This is a genomic window from Ruegeria sp. AM1, assembly GCF_056540745.1.
Genome location: NZ_JBQFXH010000003.1, coordinates 142521 through 163039 on the forward strand (window position 1 = coordinate 142521; position 20519 = coordinate 163039).

At 56.6% G+C, this 20519-nt stretch carries 21 protein-coding genes; 2 read left to right on the forward strand and 19 right to left on the reverse strand.

What is annotated here, in order from left to right; translation table 11 throughout:
- Nucleotides 1-48: 48 nt before the first annotated feature.
- The 13 genes from ACR0I7_RS11110 to ACR0I7_RS11170 all read right to left on the reverse strand — a co-directional run bounded on the left by ACR0I7_RS11110 (nt 49) and on the right by ACR0I7_RS11170 (nt 12151).
- A complete protein-coding gene (locus ACR0I7_RS11110) occupies nt 49-1356 on the reverse strand; it encodes an ATPase (RefSeq protein WP_480510955.1) in 1308 nt (435 codons plus the stop codon).
- A gap of 116 nt (nt 1357-1472) precedes the next feature.
- Nucleotides 1473-2018 (reverse strand): prepilin peptidase, encoded by a 546-nt coding sequence (locus tag ACR0I7_RS11115; RefSeq protein WP_480510957.1) that lies wholly within the window; start codon nt 2016-2018, stop codon nt 1473-1475.
- Between the two features lie 3 nt (nt 2019-2021).
- A complete protein-coding gene (locus ACR0I7_RS11120) occupies nt 2022-2873 on the reverse strand; it encodes a tetratricopeptide repeat protein (protein ID WP_480510959.1) in 852 nt (283 codons plus the stop codon).
- 31 nt (nt 2874-2904) lie between these two features.
- Nucleotides 2905-3483 (reverse strand): tetratricopeptide repeat protein, encoded by a 579-nt coding sequence (locus ACR0I7_RS11125; RefSeq protein WP_480510960.1) that lies wholly within the window; start codon nt 3481-3483, stop codon nt 2905-2907.
- Between the two features lie 13 nt (nt 3484-3496).
- Nucleotides 3497-4474 (reverse strand): type II secretion system F family protein, encoded by a 978-nt coding sequence (locus ACR0I7_RS11130; RefSeq protein ID WP_480510962.1) that lies wholly within the window; start codon nt 4472-4474, stop codon nt 3497-3499.
- A 9-nt stretch (nt 4475-4483) separates the two neighbouring features.
- On the reverse strand, nt 4484-5452 hold the full coding sequence (locus ACR0I7_RS11135) for a type II secretion system F family protein (RefSeq protein ID WP_480510964.1): 969 nt from the start codon (nt 5450-5452) through the stop codon (nt 4484-4486).
- A gap of 11 nt (nt 5453-5463) precedes the next feature.
- Nucleotides 5464-6912 (reverse strand): TadA family conjugal transfer-associated ATPase, encoded by a 1449-nt coding sequence (locus ACR0I7_RS11140; protein ID WP_480510966.1) that lies wholly within the window; start codon nt 6910-6912, stop codon nt 5464-5466.
- 24 nt (nt 6913-6936) lie between these two features.
- Complete coding sequence (locus ACR0I7_RS11145) at nt 6937-8172, reverse strand: CpaE/TadZ family protein (RefSeq protein ID WP_480510968.1); 1236 nt, start codon at nt 8170-8172, stop codon at nt 6937-6939.
- A 188-nt stretch (nt 8173-8360) separates the two neighbouring features.
- Nucleotides 8361-8987 (reverse strand): OmpA family protein, encoded by a 627-nt coding sequence (locus tag ACR0I7_RS11150; RefSeq protein WP_480510970.1) that lies wholly within the window; start codon nt 8985-8987, stop codon nt 8361-8363.
- A 17-nt stretch (nt 8988-9004) separates the two neighbouring features.
- A complete protein-coding gene (locus tag ACR0I7_RS11155; RefSeq protein ID WP_480510972.1) occupies nt 9005-10411 on the reverse strand; it encodes a type II and III secretion system protein family protein in 1407 nt (468 codons plus the stop codon).
- A gap of 194 nt (nt 10412-10605) precedes the next feature.
- Nucleotides 10606-11487: a Flp pilus assembly protein CpaB gene (gene cpaB, locus ACR0I7_RS11160; protein ID WP_480510974.1), complete on the reverse strand. Its 882-nt coding sequence runs from the start codon at nt 11485-11487 to the stop codon at nt 10606-10608.
- A 177-nt stretch (nt 11488-11664) separates the two neighbouring features.
- Nucleotides 11665-11859: a hypothetical protein gene (locus ACR0I7_RS11165; RefSeq protein ID WP_480510976.1), complete on the reverse strand. Its 195-nt coding sequence runs from the start codon at nt 11857-11859 to the stop codon at nt 11665-11667.
- 88 nt (nt 11860-11947) lie between these two features.
- Nucleotides 11948-12151, reverse strand: coding sequence for a hypothetical protein (locus tag ACR0I7_RS11170; RefSeq protein WP_480510978.1), 204 nt, complete (start codon nt 12149-12151; stop codon nt 11948-11950).
- Between the two features lie 347 nt (nt 12152-12498).
- On the opposite strand from ACR0I7_RS11170, the gene ACR0I7_RS11175 reads away from it, so the two are divergent.
- Nucleotides 12499-13389, forward strand: a complete 891-nt coding sequence (locus ACR0I7_RS11175; protein ID WP_480510980.1) for a lytic transglycosylase domain-containing protein — start codon at nt 12499-12501, stop codon at nt 13387-13389.
- Between the two features lie 42 nt (nt 13390-13431).
- On the opposite strand, the gene ACR0I7_RS11180 is transcribed toward ACR0I7_RS11175, so the two are convergent.
- The 3 genes from ACR0I7_RS11180 to ACR0I7_RS11190 all read right to left on the reverse strand — a co-directional run bounded on the left by ACR0I7_RS11180 (nt 13432) and on the right by ACR0I7_RS11190 (nt 15267).
- Nucleotides 13432-14058: a CoA transferase subunit B gene (locus tag ACR0I7_RS11180; RefSeq protein WP_480510982.1), complete on the reverse strand. Its 627-nt coding sequence runs from the start codon at nt 14056-14058 to the stop codon at nt 13432-13434.
- The gene (locus tag ACR0I7_RS11185; RefSeq protein ID WP_480510984.1) at nt 14058-14762 is read right to left on the reverse strand and encodes a CoA transferase subunit A; all 705 of its coding nucleotides are present in this window, start codon (nt 14760-14762) and stop codon (nt 14058-14060) included. The genes ACR0I7_RS11180 and ACR0I7_RS11185 overlap by 1 nt, the downstream gene beginning before the upstream one ends.
- Before the next feature lie 88 nt (nt 14763-14850).
- Nucleotides 14851-15267, reverse strand: coding sequence for a VOC family protein (locus ACR0I7_RS11190; RefSeq protein WP_480510986.1), 417 nt, complete (start codon nt 15265-15267; stop codon nt 14851-14853).
- Between the two features lie 65 nt (nt 15268-15332).
- Here ACR0I7_RS11190 and ACR0I7_RS11195 point away from each other — a divergent pair, with 65 nt between their 5' ends.
- On the forward strand, nt 15333-15917 hold the full coding sequence (locus ACR0I7_RS11195; RefSeq protein ID WP_480510988.1) for a TetR/AcrR family transcriptional regulator: 585 nt from the start codon (nt 15333-15335) through the stop codon (nt 15915-15917).
- On the opposite strand, the gene topA is transcribed toward ACR0I7_RS11195, so the two are convergent.
- The 3 genes from topA to ACR0I7_RS11210 form a co-directional block, all read right to left on the reverse strand.
- Entirely contained in the window at nt 15914-18553 is a 2640-nt protein-coding gene (gene topA, locus ACR0I7_RS11200) for a type I DNA topoisomerase (protein WP_480510990.1), read from the reverse strand. The genes ACR0I7_RS11195 and topA overlap by 4 nt on opposite strands.
- 164 nt (nt 18554-18717) lie before the next feature.
- The gene (gene dprA, locus ACR0I7_RS11205) at nt 18718-19857 is read right to left on the reverse strand and encodes a DNA-processing protein DprA (RefSeq protein ID WP_480510991.1); all 1140 of its coding nucleotides are present in this window, start codon (nt 19855-19857) and stop codon (nt 18718-18720) included.
- Nucleotides 19858-20128: 271 nt separating this feature from the next.
- Nucleotides 20129-20503, reverse strand: a complete 375-nt coding sequence (locus ACR0I7_RS11210) for a VOC family protein (RefSeq protein ID WP_480510993.1) — start codon at nt 20501-20503, stop codon at nt 20129-20131.
- Nucleotides 20504-20519: the final 16 nt, after the last annotated feature.

The following is a 20519-nucleotide window of genomic DNA, read 5'->3' on the forward strand; positions in this document are numbered from 1 at the left end:
AGACTACCCGGCCTTTTGAACAAGCGGAATGACCTTGGGCCCGGCTTTTTAGCGAACGATATGTTCTTCTTTGACGAACATATTGGCCCAGGCGCGGTCGATCAGATCGGGGCTCATCTGATAGGGAATGCCTTCGAACTCGCAAATCGCAATCATCTGGTCAATCAGGAAGATCGGCTGATAGTTGGCGTAGATGTTGTCGATGGTCGGGTATTTTACCTTCAACAGATGCACCAGAGCGGCTTCGTCCAGCGGTATGCCGCGTTTGCGGGCCACCATTGCGAAGATTTTCAGGAAGTTCTCCTGATTCGGGCCGCCAATCTTGATCTTAAAGAAGATCCGGCGCAGGGCCGCTTGGTCGAAAATCTCATTCGGGTGGAAGTTGGTCGAGAAGATTACCAGCGTGTCGAAAGGAACTTCGAACTTTTCACCCGATTGCAGGCCAAGAATGTCTTTGTTTTCTTCCAGCGGAACAATCCAGCGGTTGATCAGCGCCTGCGGGGGTTCGGCCTGACGGCCAAGGTCATCCACGATAAAGATGCCGCCGGTTGATTTCAGCTGCAGCGGCGCCTGATAGGTTCGGGCGGTCGGGTTATAGACAAGGTCCAGCATGCTGAGCGACAGTTCACCGCCGGTCACAACCGTTGGACGTTCGCATTGAACATAGCGTGTATCGAAACGCTTGCGCCGGCGCAGGCTGTTGGGGTCATCCGCCTCCTGCTCGATCGCGGTGTGGACGATCGGGTCATAAACCGTGATCACCTGACCTGCATATTCGATGGCGCGCGGGACATAGACATTGTCCCCCAGCGCGTCGCGAATTCCGTTCGAAATCGAAGACTTACCATTGCCCGGAGGACCGTACATCAGGATTGAGCGGCCCGCGCTGACGGCGGGGCCCAGATGGTCCAGCAGGCTGTCGGGCAGAACCAGATGGCCCATGGCGCCGGTCAGTTGATCGCGAGTCACCTGAATGTTTCGGATCGACTGGCGCTTGACCTGCTCGCGGTAGACATCCAGCGGTACGGGCATCGCGCCAAAATATTCAGATTGGCTGAGGGCATCCAGCGCCCGGGCCTTTCCAGCGTCGGTCAGCTGATATCCCATCTCATTGCCGCTGTTGGCATTCAGCGTACCGGTGGCCTCAAGAAGTTTCTGCTCGCGCGCGATATCGACCAGCTCTTGTGTCACGGCGCCCGGCAGACAGATAGCATCCGCAATGTTCGAGACGGTGTCCACATTCTTGCGAAAGATCGTTTTCAACAGAATATCCCGCATCATTACGATGGGAATCTGCATCTCCGCCAAGCCTTTAGGGGTTGGTGGGGCCATAACAGAGGTGGTCTGCATGTTCATGAGCGTCACTCGTCTATTCAAATTTTGCAGTCTTTGCCCCAGACGAGGCTCGTGCGAAAAATTTGGCGGAGCTTTGTGGCAGCACCAAGGCGTGGACAAGGCGTACTGATGATCGTTTACGATCCGTAAATAATGCCCAGAATCAGGTACATGGATAGGCTGCCCGCCAACACCATCCCCATTGGGAACAGCTTTCCCTTATCCCAGCTGTCCCAATGTGGTGCGATGCGGCGCAGTGCAGTGTATTTCGCCAAACGGTGCGTAGTGAACGCCCCAAGGATTGTTGCCGTCACGATTGCCATCAACAACATCAGGTCATCGACCCAGACGAAGGGTGCGGCGGCCGCGCAAAACTTGGCATCGCCAGCCCCCATGACGCCAGCAGCGTTCAGAAGAATGCCTAAGATCAGGACCACAAAAAGATGCAGCAATTGCCAGGCATATACGGGCAGGGACACGGAAAGCGGTCCGATATTGCCCGGCACCCAGCCTCCTGACCATGGGGGCAGGGCAATAAGGCCAATCACGACAAACACAGCCGCCAGCGCGATAACCGCATGGTTCTTGATCCGCATTTCACGCATGTCGGTGAAGGCCACGTAAAAGCAGATCGGCAGAACAAACGGCAAAAACCACAATGCCGCCGCTGCGGGGACGTGCATAGATCAGGCTTCCTCTAGCGCGCGGAGCGAGCGAACGGCTTCGTCATAGTGCTGCGGATGCGTTGCGATGGCTTCGCGGAACAGGTTCTTGGCTGTGTTCACATCGCCCTGCTTTACCGCAGAAATGCCCATCGTGTTCAGAAGCAATGCACGCTCTGTCTGTGACATCGGAACCACCGGCATAGAGTAGTTTCCTTGCGCGGCTCGTGCCAGTACAAGGTTATTCTTTGCCGTGAACAGGCTCTTGTCCTGCCGGATGGCCTCGGTAAACAAACGTTCGGCCTCGGCATACTGGCCACGGCTCAGTTTCGAGTAGCCCCAGTTGTTCATAACGCCGCCAGGTCGTGTCGTCAGACCAACAGCGGTTTCATAAAAATGATCGGCACGTTTCCAGTCCTTGCTGGAGTCGGCGACCACTGCCTCGAGCCGGTAACGTTTGAATGTTTCGTGCGTGGGCGGAACCGAATTCAGCGTTTTCTTGGCTTCCGACCAGTTGCCGCTGCGCACGAGTGCGTCGGCATAGTTGACCTTGTCAGCAGCCACCGCGCCCTTCATGCCGGTGACACGCTTCCAGGCTGCCGACGCTTCGGTGTTGCGCTGGGCGCGCGTCAGCGAAATTGCCAGACCGCGCTGCAGATCGATCCGATCCGGATTCTTGCTGGATGCGCCAAGGAAATAAGTGACTGCCTCATTTGGGTCCGCCGCATTCAGCATAACGTCGTTGAGGTTCGTCTCGTCGATCACGTTCACTTCCTGAAACGTGCGTTCGACTTTCTCTTCTTCTGTTTCTTTTGCGCAGGCTGACAGGATCAACCCACACGCAATCGATGTCGGAATCAATAATGAATGGCGCATTTTTCTGCGTCCCTTGCTGCTCTTGCCTCTGTTACTGGGTTTTGCGCAGAACGAATGCACCGTTTCCACGCTGTTCCAGCGTATATTCTTGTTCTTGTGAGGTATTATTAACAGGATTTTCCATTTTTGCGAGAGCTAAGCGCAGATTGTCACGGATTGCGTCACTTTCGCCATTGTCCAGCGCATAGGCCTTGCGAAAGACCTGTGATGCTTCGGGATATTGGCCTGTCTCCATTAGCAGAACGCCGAGGTTATTCCATGCCACCGGCCAGTCCGGGTCTTCCTCAACAGCATCCCGCAGCAATGTCTCAGCTTGCCCAAGACGCCTCAGGCCCAGGTTGGCTGTACCCATTGAGGTCTGGATTTGCGGGGTCAGCCCCTCATGCAGGGCGGCGCGGGTAAACGCCTCCAGGGCCAGTTCATACTCGCCCGCTGCCATCAGCCGATTGCCAACCGTCACCTCATCCACGGTCTCGCCTTTGGGGTCGACGCCGGGCGCGAAAGGGTTGTCTGCGCCGGTATCGGTGCAGGAAGCCACCATGGCAAGCAGCATGGTGGCTTTCAGGGTTGGATAAAGCGGCGACAAAACCCGCCTGACAAATGTCTGCATGATGCTTTCGGCTTTAGCCTCCGAACTCCATAATGCCTTTCGCCGAAGGTCCGACAAGGATCAACAACAGCGGCGGCACTGTCAGCATCATTGTGGCAAGTGTCATTTTGGTTGGCAACTTGTTCGCGGCCTCTTCGGCGCGCATCACGCGTTTGTCACGCATTTCCGCTGCATAGACCCGCAGAGCGTCGGCGATCGATGTACCAAAAGTCGCCGATTGGATCATCACGGTCACAAAGGCGCTGACGTCTTGTACGCCACAGCGGGTACCAAAATCGCGAAGAACGGTGTCCTTGTCCTTACCGGCCTTCATCTCATGCGCAACGACTTCGAATTCCAGCGCAATGTCGGGGTAGGAGCTTTTCATCTCAGCAGCCACCCGGACGATGGCCTGATCCAAAGACTGACCCGCTTCGACGCATACCAGCATCAGGTCGAGCGCGTCGGGAAAGCCAGCCGTGATAGCCTCCTGCCGTTCTGCTACGCGGCGTGTAATCCAGTATTTCGGGATAAAATACCCGATGCCGCCAGGGATCAGAACGCGCAGCATCATTTGCTGACCGGTTAGTTCCTCATCACCGGTTGCAAACACGGTAATCATCAGTGCGCCAATGATGAGGCCGATAATCGCCAGTGCAAACTGCGCAAAATGAAAAAACCGCACCGAGTCTTTCGATTGGTATCCCGCCTGGCGCAGCTTGAGTTGCATGGCCGAGAGTTCTTCTTCGTTCTGCGGTTCAAGAAAGTTGGCGAACTTTTCAAGTTGCTCGTTTCGGCCCGAAGCTCTCAGCTGGTCTTTTTTGCTCTTCTTTTCCTTTTTGGGCGCAGCGTTAGAGCGCTGTAGCTTTTTCAGAGGATCCTCAGGCTGATTCAGCATCAGCGGAATAGTGATCAGGATCATGAACAGGCCCAGCACACCCACCACGATTAGTGGGCCGAACTCGCCAAGATGCTGCGTCAGAAGGTCATTAATCTGGGTCAGAAATTCCATTGCTGCCCCTCACACTTTGATGTTGGTAAGAACGCGCATGACGATGATGTTCACTGTCAGCATGATGCCAACAAAGAAGCATGCGGGAATGAACAGTTCGTGGTCCAGAACCGAGTCATAGTAGGTCGGGTCATTGACCAGAATGACGACAAGGCAGACCAGCGGAAAGGCGGACAGAAATTTCCCTGACCATTGCGCTTCGGCGGTGATCGCCTTGACGCGCCGGAACAGGCGAAAGCGTGCGCGAATAACCTTGGCCAGACCGGCCAGAATATCCGCAAGGTTACCACCCGACTGCTGCTGGATCGAAACAGCAACCGCCAAAAAGCGCAAATCCTGCATTCCCAGACGTTCGGCCATGTCTTTCAGCGCTTCGCCCACATCGCGGCCATAAGCGCTTTCATCGGCGATGATACCAAATTCAGTGGCGAGCGGGTCCTGAACTTCGTTTGCCACGATCTGAACCGATGAGACAAACGGGTTACCCACCCGCAGCGAGCGCACCATCAGCTCAACCGCATCGGGCAGTTGTTCTTCCAGCAGTCCCATACGTTTTTTGGCTTTGTGGTTTACCCACGCATACACGCCGCCAACGCCAAACGCGACCGAGATGGCGACCCGTAACACTGTATCCGAGTTCGTCCCAATACTCAGGCCCATAAAGGCTATGCCCGACACGAGCGCCATGATCATGATCAACTGGCGCGGCGTAAACGCGATTGCCGCCTTCTGCGCTTTGTCAGCCAGCAGTGAATAGAGCGGGATGCTCTGCGACTTCATATGCTGCTGCATTTCCTTGCGCAGCTGTTCCAGAACCTGCTCGCGCCCGACGCCCTTGTCGAGCATATCCAGACGACGGTTCACACGGCTGTTCAGGCTGATGGATTTCCCGAAAGCCACCAGATAGATACCTTCGACCAGGGCAACAACCCCAACGAAGATCGCAACATATATCAGTGCCTCGACAGGCAGTTGCATATCGGGATCTCCTACATTGTGGTTGGTTCGTAGATGGACGCGGGCAGGTCAAAGCCCCAAAGACGGAAGCGTTCCGAATAGTGGCTGCGCACGCCCGTGGCCGTAAAGTGACCGATGATTTTATTGTCCGGTGTCAGGCCCATACGCTGAAAACGGAAGATCTCCTGCATGGAAATCACATCGCCTTCCATCCCGGTGATCTCAGTAATCGAGGTCATGCGGCGCGAACCATCCTGCAGACGGCTGGCTTGCACGATCAAGTTCACAGCGCTTGAGATCTGGCTGCGAACCGCTTTGATCGGCATCTCGATCCCAGCCATCGCGATCATGTTTTCCAAACGTGAAATCCCGTCCCGGGCAGAGTTAGCGTGGATCGTGGTCATGGAGCCGTCGTGGCCGGTATTCATGGCCTGCAGCATGTCGATAACTTCGGCGCCACGCGTCTCGCCCACAATGATGCGGTCAGGACGCATACGTAGGGCGTTTTTCAGACAGTCGCGCGGGCTGACCTCGCCTTTGCCTTCCACGTTGGGCGGGCGGCTTTCCATCCGGCCCACATGGGTCTGTTGCAGCTGAAGTTCTGCCGTATCCTCGATAGTTAGAATGCGTTCGGCGTCATCGATAAAACTGGACAGAGCGTTCAGCGTGGTCGTTTTACCGGAACCGGTACCGCCCGACACGATGACATTCAGGCGGGTCGACACCGCAGCCTGCAGATAAGCGGCCATTTCTTCGGTAAACGCACCAAAGTTGACCAGATCGTCGATCGCCAGCTTGTCTTTTTTAAACTTACGAATGGAAACCAGCGACCCGTCGACCGCAATTGGCGGCACCATCGCGTTGAAACGCGAGCCATCCGCCAGACGGGCGTCAACATAGGGGTTCGATTCATCGACACGACGCCCCACAGCGGACACGATCTTGTCGATGATCCGCATCAGGTGCTTTTCGTCTTTGAAGGTGACGTCGCTCAGTTCGAGCTTACCGAACCGTTCGATAAAGATTTGCTGCGGTCCATTTACCAGAATATCGCTGACCGTATCATCGCGCAGCAGAGTCTCCAGCGGCCCGAGGCCGGTAACCTCGTCATAGAGTTCTTTGTTTAGCTGCGTCCGGTCTTCCCGGTTCAAAACGATATTGCGGTTTTCGAGGACTTCGCTGGCGATCGAGCTGATTTCCGCGCGCAGCTCTGATTCTGCGGCATTTTCAAGGGCCGCCAGGTTCAGGTTTTCCAGCAGGTCCCGGTGAAGCTCGATTTTGATCTCGCCCAGACGTTCTTTGCGCTTGCGTTCCCGGTCAGACCCAACCGCTTCGGCGACCTTCTTTTGAACCGGCTTGCGGACGACAGCGCTTGCTGAGGCGTCAGCAGCGGCCGTGCTGGCCTCCGACGTCGTTGCCGGAGCTGTTTCCTGGGCTTTTACGGGCTGCCCGGCAGGTTCTTTTTTGTAACGTGAAAACACGGTCTGTCCCCCCTCGGGCTGATGTTATGCGGCTTCGGCGTCGCTGGTGCCCAGGCTATGGAGCGATTTTGCGAGCTTTGCGATTTCCCGCCGCAACGGGTTCTTGGCGGCGGAACTGGCCAGCGGCAGGCCGTGATCCCCGCTTTGCAGGACTGGCTTGCCACCGTCGGGCAGTTGCAGGTCAATCGAGATACCAAGGCTTTCGCCCATCCGCTTGACGCGGCTCTTCCCGTTCAGATCGGTGAATTTCGGGGCACGGTTCAGGGCAAAGCGCAGCTTGTTAAAGGGCAGCTCTTCGGCCTGCAGCGCACGTTTCAGCCGCAGCGCGTTCTGGGCCGAGCGCATATCCAGTTCGATCAGCGCAAAATACACATGCGCGGCCTGCAAAACCGTTTCCGACCAGTGAACCAGCGTTTTGGGCATATCCACAACGACGTAGTCGAAATGCGCCCGTGCCGTATCGATGACACGCTGAATATCTTCGGGCGTGATGATATCAAGCGGCACCATGTCCGATGGCGCCGTCAGAACTTCCAGCTTTTCTTCGTAAGACTGCAGAGCAGCTCCAAACACCTCTTCGTCCATCGAGGCCGTGTCTGAGAGCATCTCAAAAACGGTTTCGCGGCGCGGCAGGTCGAGATAGGTCGAAACCGTGCCATACTGCAGGTCGAGGTCGATCAGGCAGACTTTCGGTGCGTCCTTGTCGGACACTGTCGCCAGTTCCCAAGCGAGATTAACAGCCAGTGTCGTCGCCCCGACACCCCCTGCCAGGCCTTGCACAACAAACAGGGCGCCTTCTTTGGCGGCACCATTTGCAAGTTGGACAGCATCCTGCTGAGCCACATAGACCGGATCGGGTTGTCTCATCCGGTTGATGGCTTCCTGCAATTCATTTTCCGGAAGCGGGTAGGGGACAAATTCATCCGCGCCCTTGCGCAGCAACTGGTGCAGTGAGGCCGGGGTGACATCCTCGGCAATGAGGACAACTTTGATTTTCTTTTCTTTTGCCTGCGCGATGATTTCGCCCATCAGGGTCAGGTTGTCCTCATCCTCGCCATCTATGGCAAGGGCGACAAACTCAAGCGATTCGGCTTCGGGCTGGCTGAAGAAGGCAAGTGCTTCGGCAAAGCCAAGATCGCCCCAGCGTTCGCCCAAAATCGCTTCCATATCTTCGATCAACAGATCGAAATTCTGAACATCGCGGCTGATGGTGCAAGCCAGGATGGCAGTATTGTTGTCTTCCGGCGTCGCGCTCGTCATTCACAATATCCTCGTCGTGAGAGCGCGCAAACGAAGATGTCGTCTCGGTCTGCTGTCGCCCATAAGCGGTCAATTCTGGCCGCAAGTCACCCAATTGTTCGCAAATTCGCTTGAAAGTTGGGCGAGAATTTGGCGCAAAAGAACCAATTGTAGGGAATTGGGCGACAATAATGCCGCCCAATTACGCTTTATTGATCGGTAGAGCCCGTGTCGTCGACGCTCTGGATATAGCTTTCCGGGATCGCGCTCGCGATGTACTCGCGATAAATCACCTCGGCATATTTGCCATCCAGTGGCGGCAGGCCTCTGTTCACAAAGCCGGACACTTCGGTCACGGTGCGACGATTGCGTCGATCCCGATCCGGCGTGTCGACCAGCGGTCTGGTTTTTCCAAACGACACAACCGCTTCGAGGCGTGACCGCGAAATGCCCTGCTGCGTCAGGAAAGCCACAGCTGCATTTGCGCGTCTCAGGCCCAGGCTTTTGTTATAGGCCTGCGAGCCGACGGCGTCCGTATGCCCATATACGCGGAACCGCGCTTCGGGGAACTGTTTGATCCAGTCTGCCTGCTGCAACAGAACACGCTGCGCTGATGCGTCCAGATTCGCACTGTCGAAGGCAAAGTTGATCTGGGTCGGAACTTCGGCTGCAAAGCGCCGTCCCAGAATCTGAGCGTAGGTAAGCTCGCCGTTCATGACCTGGATGTTATTCAGCGTGGCGTTGCCGAACGCTCCAGTGTCAATTTCATAACCGGCTTCTCGGGTACAACTGGCGACTGCGACCGTAAGACCCAGTGTGAGTATCCACTTCTGCATTGGTCCTGTCCTCCCAATCAATCCAACACGTAGCCGTATGAGCTGCCAAAGTCTTGTCTGGCAATCTCAGACGCCGCGCCGCTGCCAGCACGCTCTGTGCGGGCCACTTTCCCATTCACGAACAGATCGAATTCGCTAGGTGGTTTCACCCGATCTGTCGGCAATGCCAGCGCTTCCCCGCGTGTGGGCGATACCAGATGCGCGGTCACGATGATCACAAGCTCACTCTGTGCGCGCTGATAAGACGAGCTGCGGAACAGCGAACCCAGCACAGGGACATCGCCGAGCCATGGGATCTGGTTGTTCAGATCGCTAAAGTCGTCCTGGATCAGACCGGCAATTGCAAAGCTCTCGCCATCGCGCAGTTCCACGGTTGTCCGGGTCAGGCGAGTGATAAAGCTGGGAACGTTGTCGCCCTGGATGGTGAAGTCTGAGCTCTGGTCGATGCTCGACACAGTCGCGCCCATCTCAAGGTTGATTACACCGTCTTCCATTACGCGAGGAACAAAGAGCAGTTGGACCCCGAATATCTTGTATTCGATAGCAATCACGCCTTCATCCTGCGGGACCGGAATGGGAACTTCACCGCCAGCGAGGAACTCAGCCTCTTGCCCCGAAAGGGCAGATAGATTCGGTTCTGCCAAGCTACGTGCCAGACCTTTGGCTTCCAGCGCTTCCAGCAAGAGCCGGACCTGCGTAGAACCCGCGCCAAACCCGAACAGAATTGCGCCGGTATTGGTCTGCGTGAACGGAATGTTGTTGTTCAACGCGTTCTGCAAGCTACCGGCAGTGTTCAGAGTGTTAAGACCACCCGTCACATCGCTGCCTCCAAAGCCGAGCGACGCCGTCAGGCTCTTTGCGACGGTGCGGTTCATTTCAGCGAAGCGCACCTTAAGCATGACCTGCTGAACGCCACCGACCGACATCAGGTTCGATACACGCTCAGGAGCATAGCGCTCTGCAAGTTCCAGCGCGCGCGCCATCTTTGCGGTGCCCGATATTGTACCGGACAAGACGATGCCGTCGTTGGCTGTGCGTACCTCGATGCGTTCGTTTGGAAGAATTTGACGCAATCTCTCTTTGAATTCGGTCAAATCCGGCGCAACGCGAACTTCCACATTAGTAATCAGGTTCCCGGCGCCGTCAAACAACGTCAGCGTTGTCAGACCAGGCGCCTTCCCCAAGATATAGATTGTACGGTCCGAAAGCGAAGAAATGTCCGCAATGCCCGCATTGGCGATACTGAGCTCCGCAAAGGGCTCCTCGCTTTCCACCACGATCGCGCGATTCATGGGGACGCTTAGCGTTTCCGCCGTCCCGTTTTTTACCACGCGAATGTTTTCAGCCCAGGCAGCATTGCCGACCGGGCTCATTACAAGTGCCACCCCCATCAGGGTTGCACCAATCCAAGAACGTATTGTCATGTGACCTGCCTCTCCGATCACCACTCGATTTTTTGGGTCTTATGCCCTATGCCGCTGAACTCTGCGCGAATTCAGGATTTATTGCAATAATCAATGGTTTCTGGAATTTTCCTTATGTGGACAATCCGCAACAATCGGTAAAAGTAAGGCCGCGCAAATTGCGCGGCCCGTGCATGTAACGATCTGAATTGCCGTCAGTTTGTGCAGGGAATTGGGGTCTCCACGATCTCGCCATTCTTGCGTTCACGTATGGTGCAAATTTCCTCTTCTGCCTTTTTGGGGGCAGGGGCTGCTTCCTCGATCCCGAGCAGGGATCGTTGGTCAACTTCAACTGCGGATGCGATGGTTTCATCCTGCACGCCAACCAGCGCCAAAGACAGGCGACCGGTGTTCTGAGCCTGCGCAAGTGCTGCGATTTGTTCGGGGGTTGCGGCAACGGTCACTGTGCGGGCGATTGTCGTGCCCGTGACATCAGACCCGGCCGTCTGGTCAATCGCAATCAGTTCGATATTGGTCTGGATCAGACGCGTGATCTCTCCAGTGGCGCCAGCAACAGCACCGTTCAACGAGCCCGTCCAGTAAACTTCAATTTTGTCACCCGGCCGCAAGAAGCCGGAAACACCGGATGCAACATCAACTTTGATCGCAAAGGCGCGCATGCCTTTTTCAAGGCGCGATGTCAGACCTGCCGCTTCACCCGGTTGGGTGATCTTGACCTCCATCAACGCCTCGTCTTTTTCCATGGTGCGCTGAATGAAACGGTCGCCTTTGCGGTTTTCGGGAAACAGCACCGCCATATCGACAAAGCTGCCCTCGGGAACCGCGTTCTCGGGCCAATTGACGATCCGAACGTCTTCTTCGGTCAGACGTTCACCATATTTTAGAGTGCGGTTGGAAACGATCACGCCTACGGTTGGGATGATCTCGTGCTGCGCATTTGCCAGTGCTTCGGCGCGCAATTTCCGCTCATGTTCAAGTTTCGCCTGATTCTCTGAGATATATTCCCGGGCCATGTATACAGCCCCGCCTGCCAGAGCGACCCCAAGAATCAGGACAAGTCCAAATACCGCGCGCATTCGCGTCCCCTCGTATCGTCATTACTTCTGCTGATCGTCGCTGGTGCTACGACGACAACTTGAGTGGTTATAAAAGTGAATTGTGTCGAAAAGGGGGACAATCTTTGATTTTCTTCCCGCTTTCACCGACCCGTGCCTCAGCACCGAACTGCCTGAGTGGCGTAAAATCCGCTCGCCCTATTCCAGAACGAGTTCTTTCACCTCGATATTGGCAATTGCGGCGCCGCTTTGCGAATCGACGTGCCGAATGGGGCCAATGAAGTTCAGATACACGATGGCGCCAAGCGCCACGACACCTGCGGTCAAGACCACCCAGTCCACGGTAATGGCGCCATCTTCATTGGCGGCAAACTCTGATAATCTGACCAACATCACTTCACCGGGGAGTTTAGTTAAAAAAAGGGGCCACGCCTCATTAAAAAAGCGCGGCCCCACCAATGTATTGCTACATTAAGCTATATTACGGAGTACCGTCGAAGTCCGGAGTTGTAACCGTTGCGTTGGTCAGAGCGGTTTCAACGTCGTTTGCCAGTTCGCTGGCACCGTCACGAACCTGGTTGTATGCAACTGCGGCCAGAGCAACAACAGCGGCGGTCAGAACGACCCAGTCTACGGTTACCGCACCATCTTCGTCTTTGCGGAAGTTCTTGATGAACTTGATCATGTTACGTCCCTCCTAAAGGATCTAAGTCAATTAACCTCGGCGTCTTCCAGAGCTTCTCTCTCAGTCAGCCCCCGATCGTCTCGGTATGGACTTATGTTTGCTCTTTGTGCGTGGCAGGAATTGGGCCAAACGGCGAATTTTTTGCCCTAACCTTAACTTTTTAGTCATACGTTTCGTAACTTATTGATTTTTAATGTGAAAAATTTTCGCATTGTTGGGTGATATTCTTCAGGGCGATGCAAAATTGCGCCAAATGAGGCGAAATCGCCCCATTTCGCTTTGTTTTTCTGGTGTTGCGGGCAGATTCGCGTATCAAATCAAGCCAAAAGAAAAGATGAGGCAGGCAAATGACTCTCCGGGACGCACTTAAATGCGCCGGCGTTTTGACGGTGTTCGTGACAGCGTCTGCGCCCGCTCCAGTGATTGCTGCTGATATAGAGCCAAGAGGCGTCTACAAGCGGATCAAGGCACCCAAGCCCGGTACGCGGCCGCGTGTGACTGTGCAGATTACCCCTGAACAGCATGCCGCCTCACCCTCTGCGCCCAGCACCGGGACAACACTGGTTGTCCCGGAAATCATTGCGCGGACGAAAAAAGCGGTGCCGGACGACCAGCCGCCGGTCGGCGATGCACAGGTCAGCAGTGTTAAGAAGCCTGTCGGCTCTTATAAGACCTTCTGGGAGAAGATCTCACCCGAGCTCGCAAGGGCCGGTCCCGGTCGTCTTGATCCGGCGATACAGGCTTTGGCCTCGACCAATGTGGCCTCTCCGCGTTTGAAAACGCTGCAGAACATCGCACAGCAGCGCGGGATAGATATTCTGAAATCTACTGTGGGAACCAATGTATCCCCCGCGCTGGTGCTGGCTGTGATTTCCGTTGAATCGGCGGGGCGTTCGGATGCGGTCAGTTCTGCGGGCGCGCAGGGGCTGATGCAGCTCATGCCGGCAACAGCGGCACGTTTCGGAGTGCAAGACAGCTTGGTGCCCGGTCAGAACATCGCTGGCGGCGTCAAATACCTGAACTGGCTGATGGAAGAGTTCGGGCATGACCCAATTCTTGTTCTCGCGGGTTACAACGCTGGGGAAGGCGCCGTGCGTAAGCATAGCGGCGTGCCGCCCTATGCTGAGACGCGTGATTATGTGCCAAAGGTTTTGGCTGCTTTTCAGGTTGCGCGGGCTTTATGCGCCACACCGCCTGAGTTAATATCGGATGGATGTGTTTTCCAAACGCTCAACTAATTCCAGGCCCGCAGTCTTGCGGGCCTGATGATTTTCGACAGATCAGTTGACGATTTTGGCCTCGGTGGCTGCGCGGATCTCGTCCTCTGTGACGCCTTCCGCGATCTCGATGATCTTAAGCCCACCCTCAATAACGTCCAGAACGCCCAGATTGGTGATGATCCGGTTCACTACCTTCTTGCCGGTTAGGGGCAGGGTGCATTTCTGCAGCAGCTTGGATTTGCCGTGCTTGTTGGTGTGATCCATCACGACGATCACGCGACCGACGCCCGCCACCAAATCCATGGCGCCGCCCATGCCCTTGACCAGTACGCCCGGGATCATCCAGTTGGCCAAATCGCCTTCCTCATCCACTTCCATAGCACCCAGCACGGCTGCTGCGATCTTACCACCGCGGATCATGGCAAAGGATGTTGCGCTGTCGAAATAGGACGTACGGGACAGTTCGGTGATCGTCTGCTTGCCCGCGTTGATCAAGTCCGGGTCCTCTTCGCCCTCAAAGGGGAAGGGGCCCATGCCCAGCATACCGTTTTCCGACTGCAGAGTGATGTCCTTGTCACCCACATAATTTGCCACCAGCGTCGGAATACCGATGCCGAGGTTCACATACATGCCGTCTTCCAGCTCTTGTGCCGCGCGCGCGGCCATCTGATTGCGGTCCCAGGGCATTATGCTTCCTCCTTCTTGCGGGTGGTGCGCTGTTCGATGCGCTTTTCATGGCTGCCCTGAATGATGCGATGCACGTAGATGCCGGGCAGATGTATCGAATCTGGGTCCAGCGCGCCACGCGGGACGATCTCTTCCACTTCGGCGATACAGATTTTGCCGCAGGTTGCCGCAGGGACGTTAAAGTTCCGCGCGGTTTTGCGGAAGATCAGGTTCCCGGTGTCGTCGGCTTTCCAGGCTTTGACGATGGCGAGGTCGGCAAAGATGCCTTCCTCCATGATATACGTCTCGCCGTTGAAATCCTTGTGCTCTTTACCTTCGGCGATCACGGTGCCGACGCCGGTCTTGGTGTAAAAGCCCGGAATGCCCGCCCCGCCGGCGCGCATACGCTCGGCCAGAGTGCCCTGCGGGTTAAACTCCAGCTCCAGCTCTCCGCTGAGGTACTGACGCATGAACTCGGCGTTTTCGCCCACATACGAGCTGATCATCTTCTTGACCTGCTTGGTCTGCAGCAAAATACCAATGCCAAAGTCGTCCACGCCGGCATTGTTCGAGGCAAAGGTCAGATCCTGCACACCAGATTCTCTGATGGCCTCAAGCAACAGTTCGGGAATGCCGCATAGGCCGAACCCGCCTGCTGCGATCATCATGCCGTCCGATAACACTCCGTCCAGAGCTTCGGAGGCATTGGCATAGACTTTCTTCATGGAAAACTCCCCCAATGACGTGGTGATGACGCAGGTTGTGCCGCCACGTCATTGTGAAGTCAATGAATCCAAGGGGGTGGTGGTATTTCTACTCTACCGGGCTGTATTGCGCTGCAAATTCCGCGCTGGGTGGGATTGGCGTGATGACGTCGATCAGAACTCCGTTTGGGTCAGCAGTGATGAAATGACGCTGCCCGAAATCCTCGTCACAGAGGGGTTTCAGCATGTTCAGCCCTGCAGTGTTCAAGCGGTCGTATTCAGCGGCAGCATCCGTGACCTCAAAGTTCAGAATCAATCCGCTCGAAGGACCGCGGGCAGGTGCGGGGATCGTTTCGTGCTGCGCATCAAGGATCGCCAAGTTGACGCGCGGGTCGCTACTGGATTGCAAATGCACATACCAGTCGGCGGCAAAGGCCGGACGAAAACCGAAATGTGTTTGATAGAAAGCGGCGGTGCCAACGACATCCTCTGTCTGGATGACAGGATAATACTGTGTGGTCTGCATCTTGTATTCTCCCTCACTTACATGCAGTCTGTATGTAGGCTGAAATAAACATACAGGCTATATGTATGCAAGAGAAAACTCCTAAACCTGTTCCCAACGCTGATCGTCGTGCGGCGATGCGCGCGCGCCTGATCGCATCTGCCCGTGCGCTGTTTGTCGAAAGAGGGTATGCCGAGACCTCGACACCCGAAATCGTTCGAGCGGCGCAGGTCACGCGCGGTGCGCTCTATCATCATTTCACCGACAAGCAGGATTTGTTCCGCGCCGTGGTTGTGGCCGAGGCTGCTGCGCTGGCGCAGGCGATCAACAGCGGGGCGCAGGTATCCGGGAGCGAAGCGATGACCGCTGGCAGCATGGCCTTCTTTCAGGCCATGGGCGAACCGGGCCGCGCGCGTCTGCTGCTGATCGATGGCCCTGCTGTTCTGGGCGCGCGCGCGATGGCACAGATCGATGCGGGTGGGGGGCGTCAGGCCCTGCGGGCCGGGCTGGATGCCATGCTGCCGAATGCTGAGCCTGCCGCGCTTGAGGCTCTGTCCGACGTTTTGTCTGCGGCCTATGACCGGGCCGCGCTTTCCATCGCCCAAGGGGAGGCGTCAGAGCCCTATGTCGCTGCAATGACGCAGCTGATCACAGGGCTCGCCAAAGCCTAGCTGCTTTTGGTGGCTGCTTTCTTTTTTGGGGCGGCCTTCTTTTTGGCAGGCGCTTTCTTCTTGGTGCCTTTCTTGGCGGCCCGTTCATTGACCAACTCGATGGCCATTTCCTGCGTCACATCCTCGGGCTTGATGTCCTTTGGGATGGTCGCGTTGATCTTTTCCCATTTGACATAGGGCCCATAGCGCCCGTCCAGCACCTGCATCGTGCCGCCATCGGGATGGTCTCCCAGCTCTTTCAGCGGTTTGGCGGCGGCGCGCCGTCCCCGTCCGGGATTGGCGCGCTTTTCGGCCAGCAGTTCGACGGCCCGGTTCATGCCGATCTCGAACACATCATTGGGGTCTTTGAGGTTGGCATAGACCGGTTTCGCTTCATCAGCCAGCTGGTGCATCAGATATGGCCCGAACCGTCCGAAGTTCGATGTGATCATGCCGCCCTCTGGATGCTCGCCGATCTGGCGTGGCAGAGACAGCAACGTCAGCGCCTTGTCCAGATCCATGTCATCCTTGCTCCACCCGCGCGGCAGCGATGCGCGTGGCGGCTTCTTGTTCTCGGGCGTTGGTTCGCCGCGCTGAACATAAGGACCGAAACGACCGGATTTCAGCCAGATCTCATCTCCGGCATCTTCGCCCAGCAGACGTTCGTCACCTTCTGCGCCTTCACCGGCGATGGGGCGGGTGTAGGTGCATTCTGGGTAATTCCCGCAGCCGACGAACCCGCCGGTGCGGGAGGTTTTCAGATGCAAGTGACCCACACCGCATTTCGGGCAGATACGCGGATCAGACCCATCGTCGCGCGGCGGGTAGAGCTGTGGCGCAAGCGCCTCGTCCAGCTTGTCCAGCACTTCCGAGATGCGCAGTTCCGAGGTTTCGCCAATCGCAGCCGAGAAGTCGCGCCAGAACTTGCCCAGCAGGTCCTTATAGTCGCGATCACCGGCGCTGACGTCGTCAAGTTCCCCTTCCAGATTGGCCGTGAATTCATAACCCACGTATTGACGGAAGAAGTTGAGCAAAAAGATGGTGACGATCCGCCCCTTCTCCTCGGGGATCAGCCGGTTCTTGTCCTTGCGGACATATTCCCGGTCCTGAATCGTGGTCACGATCGAAGCATAGGTTGACGGCCGTCCGATCCCCAGCTCTTCCATGCGCTTGACCAAAGTGGCCTCGGTATAGCGCGGCGGGGGCTGAGTATGGTGCTGCAAGGCCAGCACAGCATCGTTCTCGGACAGGATGGCCTCTTTTGCGGCCTTATCACCCGACTCACTGGTGGCCTTGACGAACTGGTCCTTCAGAGACGTCTTTGCGAAACGGGCCGGATCGCCCTGCATGATCTGCGGCAGGCGCCGGTCGTCTTCATCGGCTACGTCATCGCGGCCTTCCTCATAGACGCGCATGAAACCGTCAAACATCACCACCTGACCGGTGGCGCGTAGACCGACCTGACCGTCATCACTGCCGATCTCAACCGTTGTGCGCTCAAGTCGTGCGGCTGCCATCTGACAGGCGATGGTGCGTTTCCAGATCAGGTCGTAGAGCTTGCGCTGATCCTCATCGGTGACCTTCAGTGCCTTGGCGTCGCGGGTCATATCCGTAGGGCGGATACACTCGTGCGCTTCCTGAGCGTTTTTGGCTTTGTTCTTATAGATGCGCGGGCTGTCCGGTACATATTCGGCACCATATCGGTCGGCAATTGCATCGCGCGTGGCGGCGACGGCCTCTGGCGCCATGTCGATACCATCGGTCCGCATATATGTAATGTATCCGGCCTCATAGAGACGCTGAGCCACCTGCATCGCGTGGCGCGCGCCCATGCCGAACTTGCGGCTGGCTTCCTGCTGTAAGGTCGATGTCATGAACGGCGCGCTGGGATTGCGCGCGGCAGGCTTGGCCTCGACCGAGGTGACGCTCAGCGCACGGCTGGTGATGGCCTGCACCGCCAGTTCCGCCTGCGTGGCGTTCGCTAGATCGTGCTTGTCGAGCTTCTTACCCGCCAGAGTCACCAGCCGCGCCTCATAGGTCTGGCCACGCGGGGTTTCGAATAAGGCGCGGACCGACCAGTATTCAACGGGTTTGAACGCCTCGATCTCCATCTCGCGTTCGACGATCAAACGCAGGCAGACAGATTGCACACGTCCTGCGGATTTCGCGCCGGGCAGCTTGCGCCACAACACAGGCGACAGGTTGAAGCCTACCAGATAGTCCAGCGCGCGTCGGGCCAGATAGGCCTCGACGAGGGGCATATCGACCTCGCGCGGGTTCTGCATGGCCTCAGTCACGGCATCTTTGGTGATGGCGTTAAAGGTCACGCGGCTGACTGGCGTGTCCTTTTTGATCGAGCGGCGCTTGGTCAGCGCCTCTTGCAAATGCCAGCTGATCGCTTCGCCTTCGCGGTCGGGGTCGGTCGCGAGGATCAGCGCGTTGTCTTCTTTCAGCGCGTCAGCGATGGCTTTGACATGTTTGCGGCTGTCAGTCCCGACCTCCCATGTCATGGCAAACTCGTGTTCGGGATCGACCGATCCATCCTTGGGTGGCAGGTCGCGCACATGGCCATATGAGGCCAGAACCGTGTAGTCTGAACCAAGATACTTATTGATTGTTTTTGCCTTGGCCGGGGATTCTACAACAACTACAGGCATTTAGTTAAAAACCTCGCTCGACGGATTTCGCGCCCTCTATGGCCGTGCAAAATGTGTGGGGCAAGGCGGAATTGTCAATGCGTTCCTGAAAATGATGAATTTCACCTGTGATCTCAGCAGCATATGCGGTTTGTCGCGGCCATCACCCGCGGATCGTGCGACGCTTAACCTGCAAGCGAGAGCAATCCGCCCGCTTGCCGTTGGATTCGCCCATCCAGTTCGAGATCGACCAGAACAGGTCCGATTTCCCCAGCTGTGGTGGCGATGTCACGAATAAGCTGATCCTCAGCCACCGGGGATGGTCCTAGGCGCGACAGAATCTGGTCCTGCAGTTTGCCGGAAACCTGAGCGGGTGCGGGCTGAGGTATATCCAGAGGCAGCTCTGCTTCTTCACAAGAATCTGCAATTTCCGTCCGGGGCAGAGCTTCGATCACGTCCTGTGCGGAGCGGACCAGCGTTGCGCCATCTCGGATCAGCAGATTGCAACCGACGGCGCGCGCGTCGAAGGGGTGTCCGGGGACAGCCAGAACCTCGCGCCCCTGATCCAGCGCATCGCGTGCGGTGATCAGGCTGCCGGACTTGGTGGCGGCCTCGACAACCACAACAGCCTGCGCTAGGCCGGAAATGATCCGGTTGCGTCTTGGAAAATGCCGTGCCTGCGGTGTCGTGCCCATCGGTTGCTCGGACAGGCGCAGACCGGTTTCCAGGATATCGCCTGCGAGCTTGGTGTTTTCTGCCGGGTAAACCACGTCGACCCCGCCTGCCATTACGGCAACCGTACCGCTGCTCAGGGCGGCCAGATGCGCCGAGGTATCTATGCCCCGTGCCAACCCGGAAACGATAACAAACCCTTCGGCCCCCAGGTCGGTAGCCAAAGCACGGGCCATGCGCGATCCGAGGGATGAGCAGTTCCGCGCGCCGACCATTGCGATCATTGGCCGTTGTAAGATCGAGACATCGCCCATAGCCCAGATCAGCGGCGGCGCATCGGACAAATCCTGCAGGGCTTTGGGAAATTCGGCGGACCCAAGGCATAAAAGCCGCGCATTGACGGCTTTTGCGGCCCTGAGTTCCGCCTCAATCACGCCGGGCGGGCAAATTTCATACCCTTCAATTCCGGCAGCGCGTGCCATTTCCGGCAGCGCCCCCAGCGCATTCTGCGCTGAGCCATGTTCCCGCAGCAGCCGACGAAACGTCGCCGGCCCAACCTTGCGTGAACGCAACAGACGGAGCCAGGAAAACCGGTCCTCTTCCGTGGTGGGTGGGAGTGGGGGGTGATTGGAAGAAAGCTGCTCTTCGGTCATCCGTTGCTCCGCCTGATTGCAGAACTGGTTTACGGGACATCGGGTTAACAGCCCGTGAATCGAAGAAAATTTTATGCAGTCTGAATGTATTTCGTCTGGGGAAGACGTGTAACAGTCGGCAAAAGTACATCTTCCGTGCCCTGCTTGGTACGCTTACGCCGCGCCGGAAACCAAATATCTGATTTGTTGCTCGACCTTGCCGCAATCACAGCTGCCTGCGACGCTGAGGCCCTCGCGCTGGCGGGGCAGAGCTGCCCATGCACGTTGTCGTCTACGTTTGCTGAGGTTCACCAAGCTCTACTATGTGCTGATCGGGATCAAAAAATCGAAAGACGCGCTGCCCCCAAGGCTCTTCTCTGATCTCATGTATGAGATTCACGCTTGGCGAGATACGAGCGAACGCCGACTCTAGATCAGGAGTTTCAAAATAGAGGACCATGTTCTTACGACCATATGGTGCTGCGTTGTTGTCGTCCTTTGCGAAAACCGTTTTGAATAGTGATGTGCCGTCGTGAACCGCAAATCCACTCTCAAACTTGACAAAGTTGCCATGATCCTCGGCGATCATCAGACCCACAATGTCCGTGTAGAAACGCTTTGATCTCTCGACGTCTTCTACAAAGGGAAGCGGGTTCACAAATTTCATGCTCAGATTCCGGAGT

Excerpts from the sequence above, each read along its gene's own strand:
- ACR0I7_RS11210 (WP_480510993.1), bottom strand. The coding sequence starts at position 20,503 with ATGAAATTTGTGAACCCGCTTCCCTTTGTAGAAGACGTCGAGAGATCA.
- topA (WP_480510990.1), bottom strand. The coding sequence starts at position 18,553 with ATGCCTGTAGTTGTTGTAGAATCCCCGGCCAAGGCAAAAACAATCAAT.
- ACR0I7_RS11155 (WP_480510972.1), bottom strand. The coding sequence starts at position 10,411 with ATGACAATACGTTCTTGGATTGGTGCAACCCTGATGGGGGTGGCACTT.
- cpaB (WP_480510974.1), bottom strand. The coding sequence starts at position 11,487 with ATGCGCGCGGTATTTGGACTTGTCCTGATTCTTGGGGTCGCTCTGGCA.
- ACR0I7_RS11150 (WP_480510970.1), bottom strand. The coding sequence starts at position 8,987 with ATGCAGAAGTGGATACTCACACTGGGTCTTACGGTCGCAGTCGCCAGT.
- ACR0I7_RS11175 (WP_480510980.1), top strand. The coding sequence starts at position 12,499 with ATGACTCTCCGGGACGCACTTAAATGCGCCGGCGTTTTGACGGTGTTC.
- ACR0I7_RS11115 (WP_480510957.1), bottom strand. The coding sequence starts at position 2,018 with ATGCACGTCCCCGCAGCGGCGGCATTGTGGTTTTTGCCGTTTGTTCTG.
- dprA (WP_480510991.1), bottom strand. The coding sequence starts at position 19,857 with ATGACCGAAGAGCAGCTTTCTTCCAATCACCCCCCACTCCCACCCACC.
- ACR0I7_RS11195 (WP_480510988.1), top strand. The coding sequence starts at position 15,333 with ATGCAAGAGAAAACTCCTAAACCTGTTCCCAACGCTGATCGTCGTGCG.
- ACR0I7_RS11110 (WP_480510955.1), bottom strand. The coding sequence starts at position 1,356 with ATGAACATGCAGACCACCTCTGTTATGGCCCCACCAACCCCTAAAGGC.
- ACR0I7_RS11190 (WP_480510986.1), bottom strand. The coding sequence starts at position 15,267 with ATGCAGACCACACAGTATTATCCTGTCATCCAGACAGAGGATGTCGTT.
- ACR0I7_RS11145 (WP_480510968.1), bottom strand. The coding sequence starts at position 8,172 with ATGACGAGCGCGACGCCGGAAGACAACAATACTGCCATCCTGGCTTGC.
- ACR0I7_RS11180 (WP_480510982.1), bottom strand. The coding sequence starts at position 14,058 with ATGCCCTGGGACCGCAATCAGATGGCCGCGCGCGCGGCACAAGAGCTG.
- ACR0I7_RS11165 (WP_480510976.1), bottom strand. The coding sequence starts at position 11,859 with ATGTTGGTCAGATTATCAGAGTTTGCCGCCAATGAAGATGGCGCCATT.
- ACR0I7_RS11185 (WP_480510984.1), bottom strand. The coding sequence starts at position 14,762 with ATGAAGAAAGTCTATGCCAATGCCTCCGAAGCTCTGGACGGAGTGTTA.
- ACR0I7_RS11125 (WP_480510960.1), bottom strand. The coding sequence starts at position 3,483 with ATGCAGACATTTGTCAGGCGGGTTTTGTCGCCGCTTTATCCAACCCTG.
- ACR0I7_RS11170 (WP_480510978.1), bottom strand. The coding sequence starts at position 12,151 with ATGATCAAGTTCATCAAGAACTTCCGCAAAGACGAAGATGGTGCGGTA.
- ACR0I7_RS11135 (WP_480510964.1), bottom strand. The coding sequence starts at position 5,452 with ATGCAACTGCCTGTCGAGGCACTGATATATGTTGCGATCTTCGTTGGG.
- ACR0I7_RS11130 (WP_480510962.1), bottom strand. The coding sequence starts at position 4,474 with ATGGAATTTCTGACCCAGATTAATGACCTTCTGACGCAGCATCTTGGC.
- ACR0I7_RS11120 (WP_480510959.1), bottom strand. The coding sequence starts at position 2,873 with ATGCGCCATTCATTATTGATTCCGACATCGATTGCGTGTGGGTTGATC.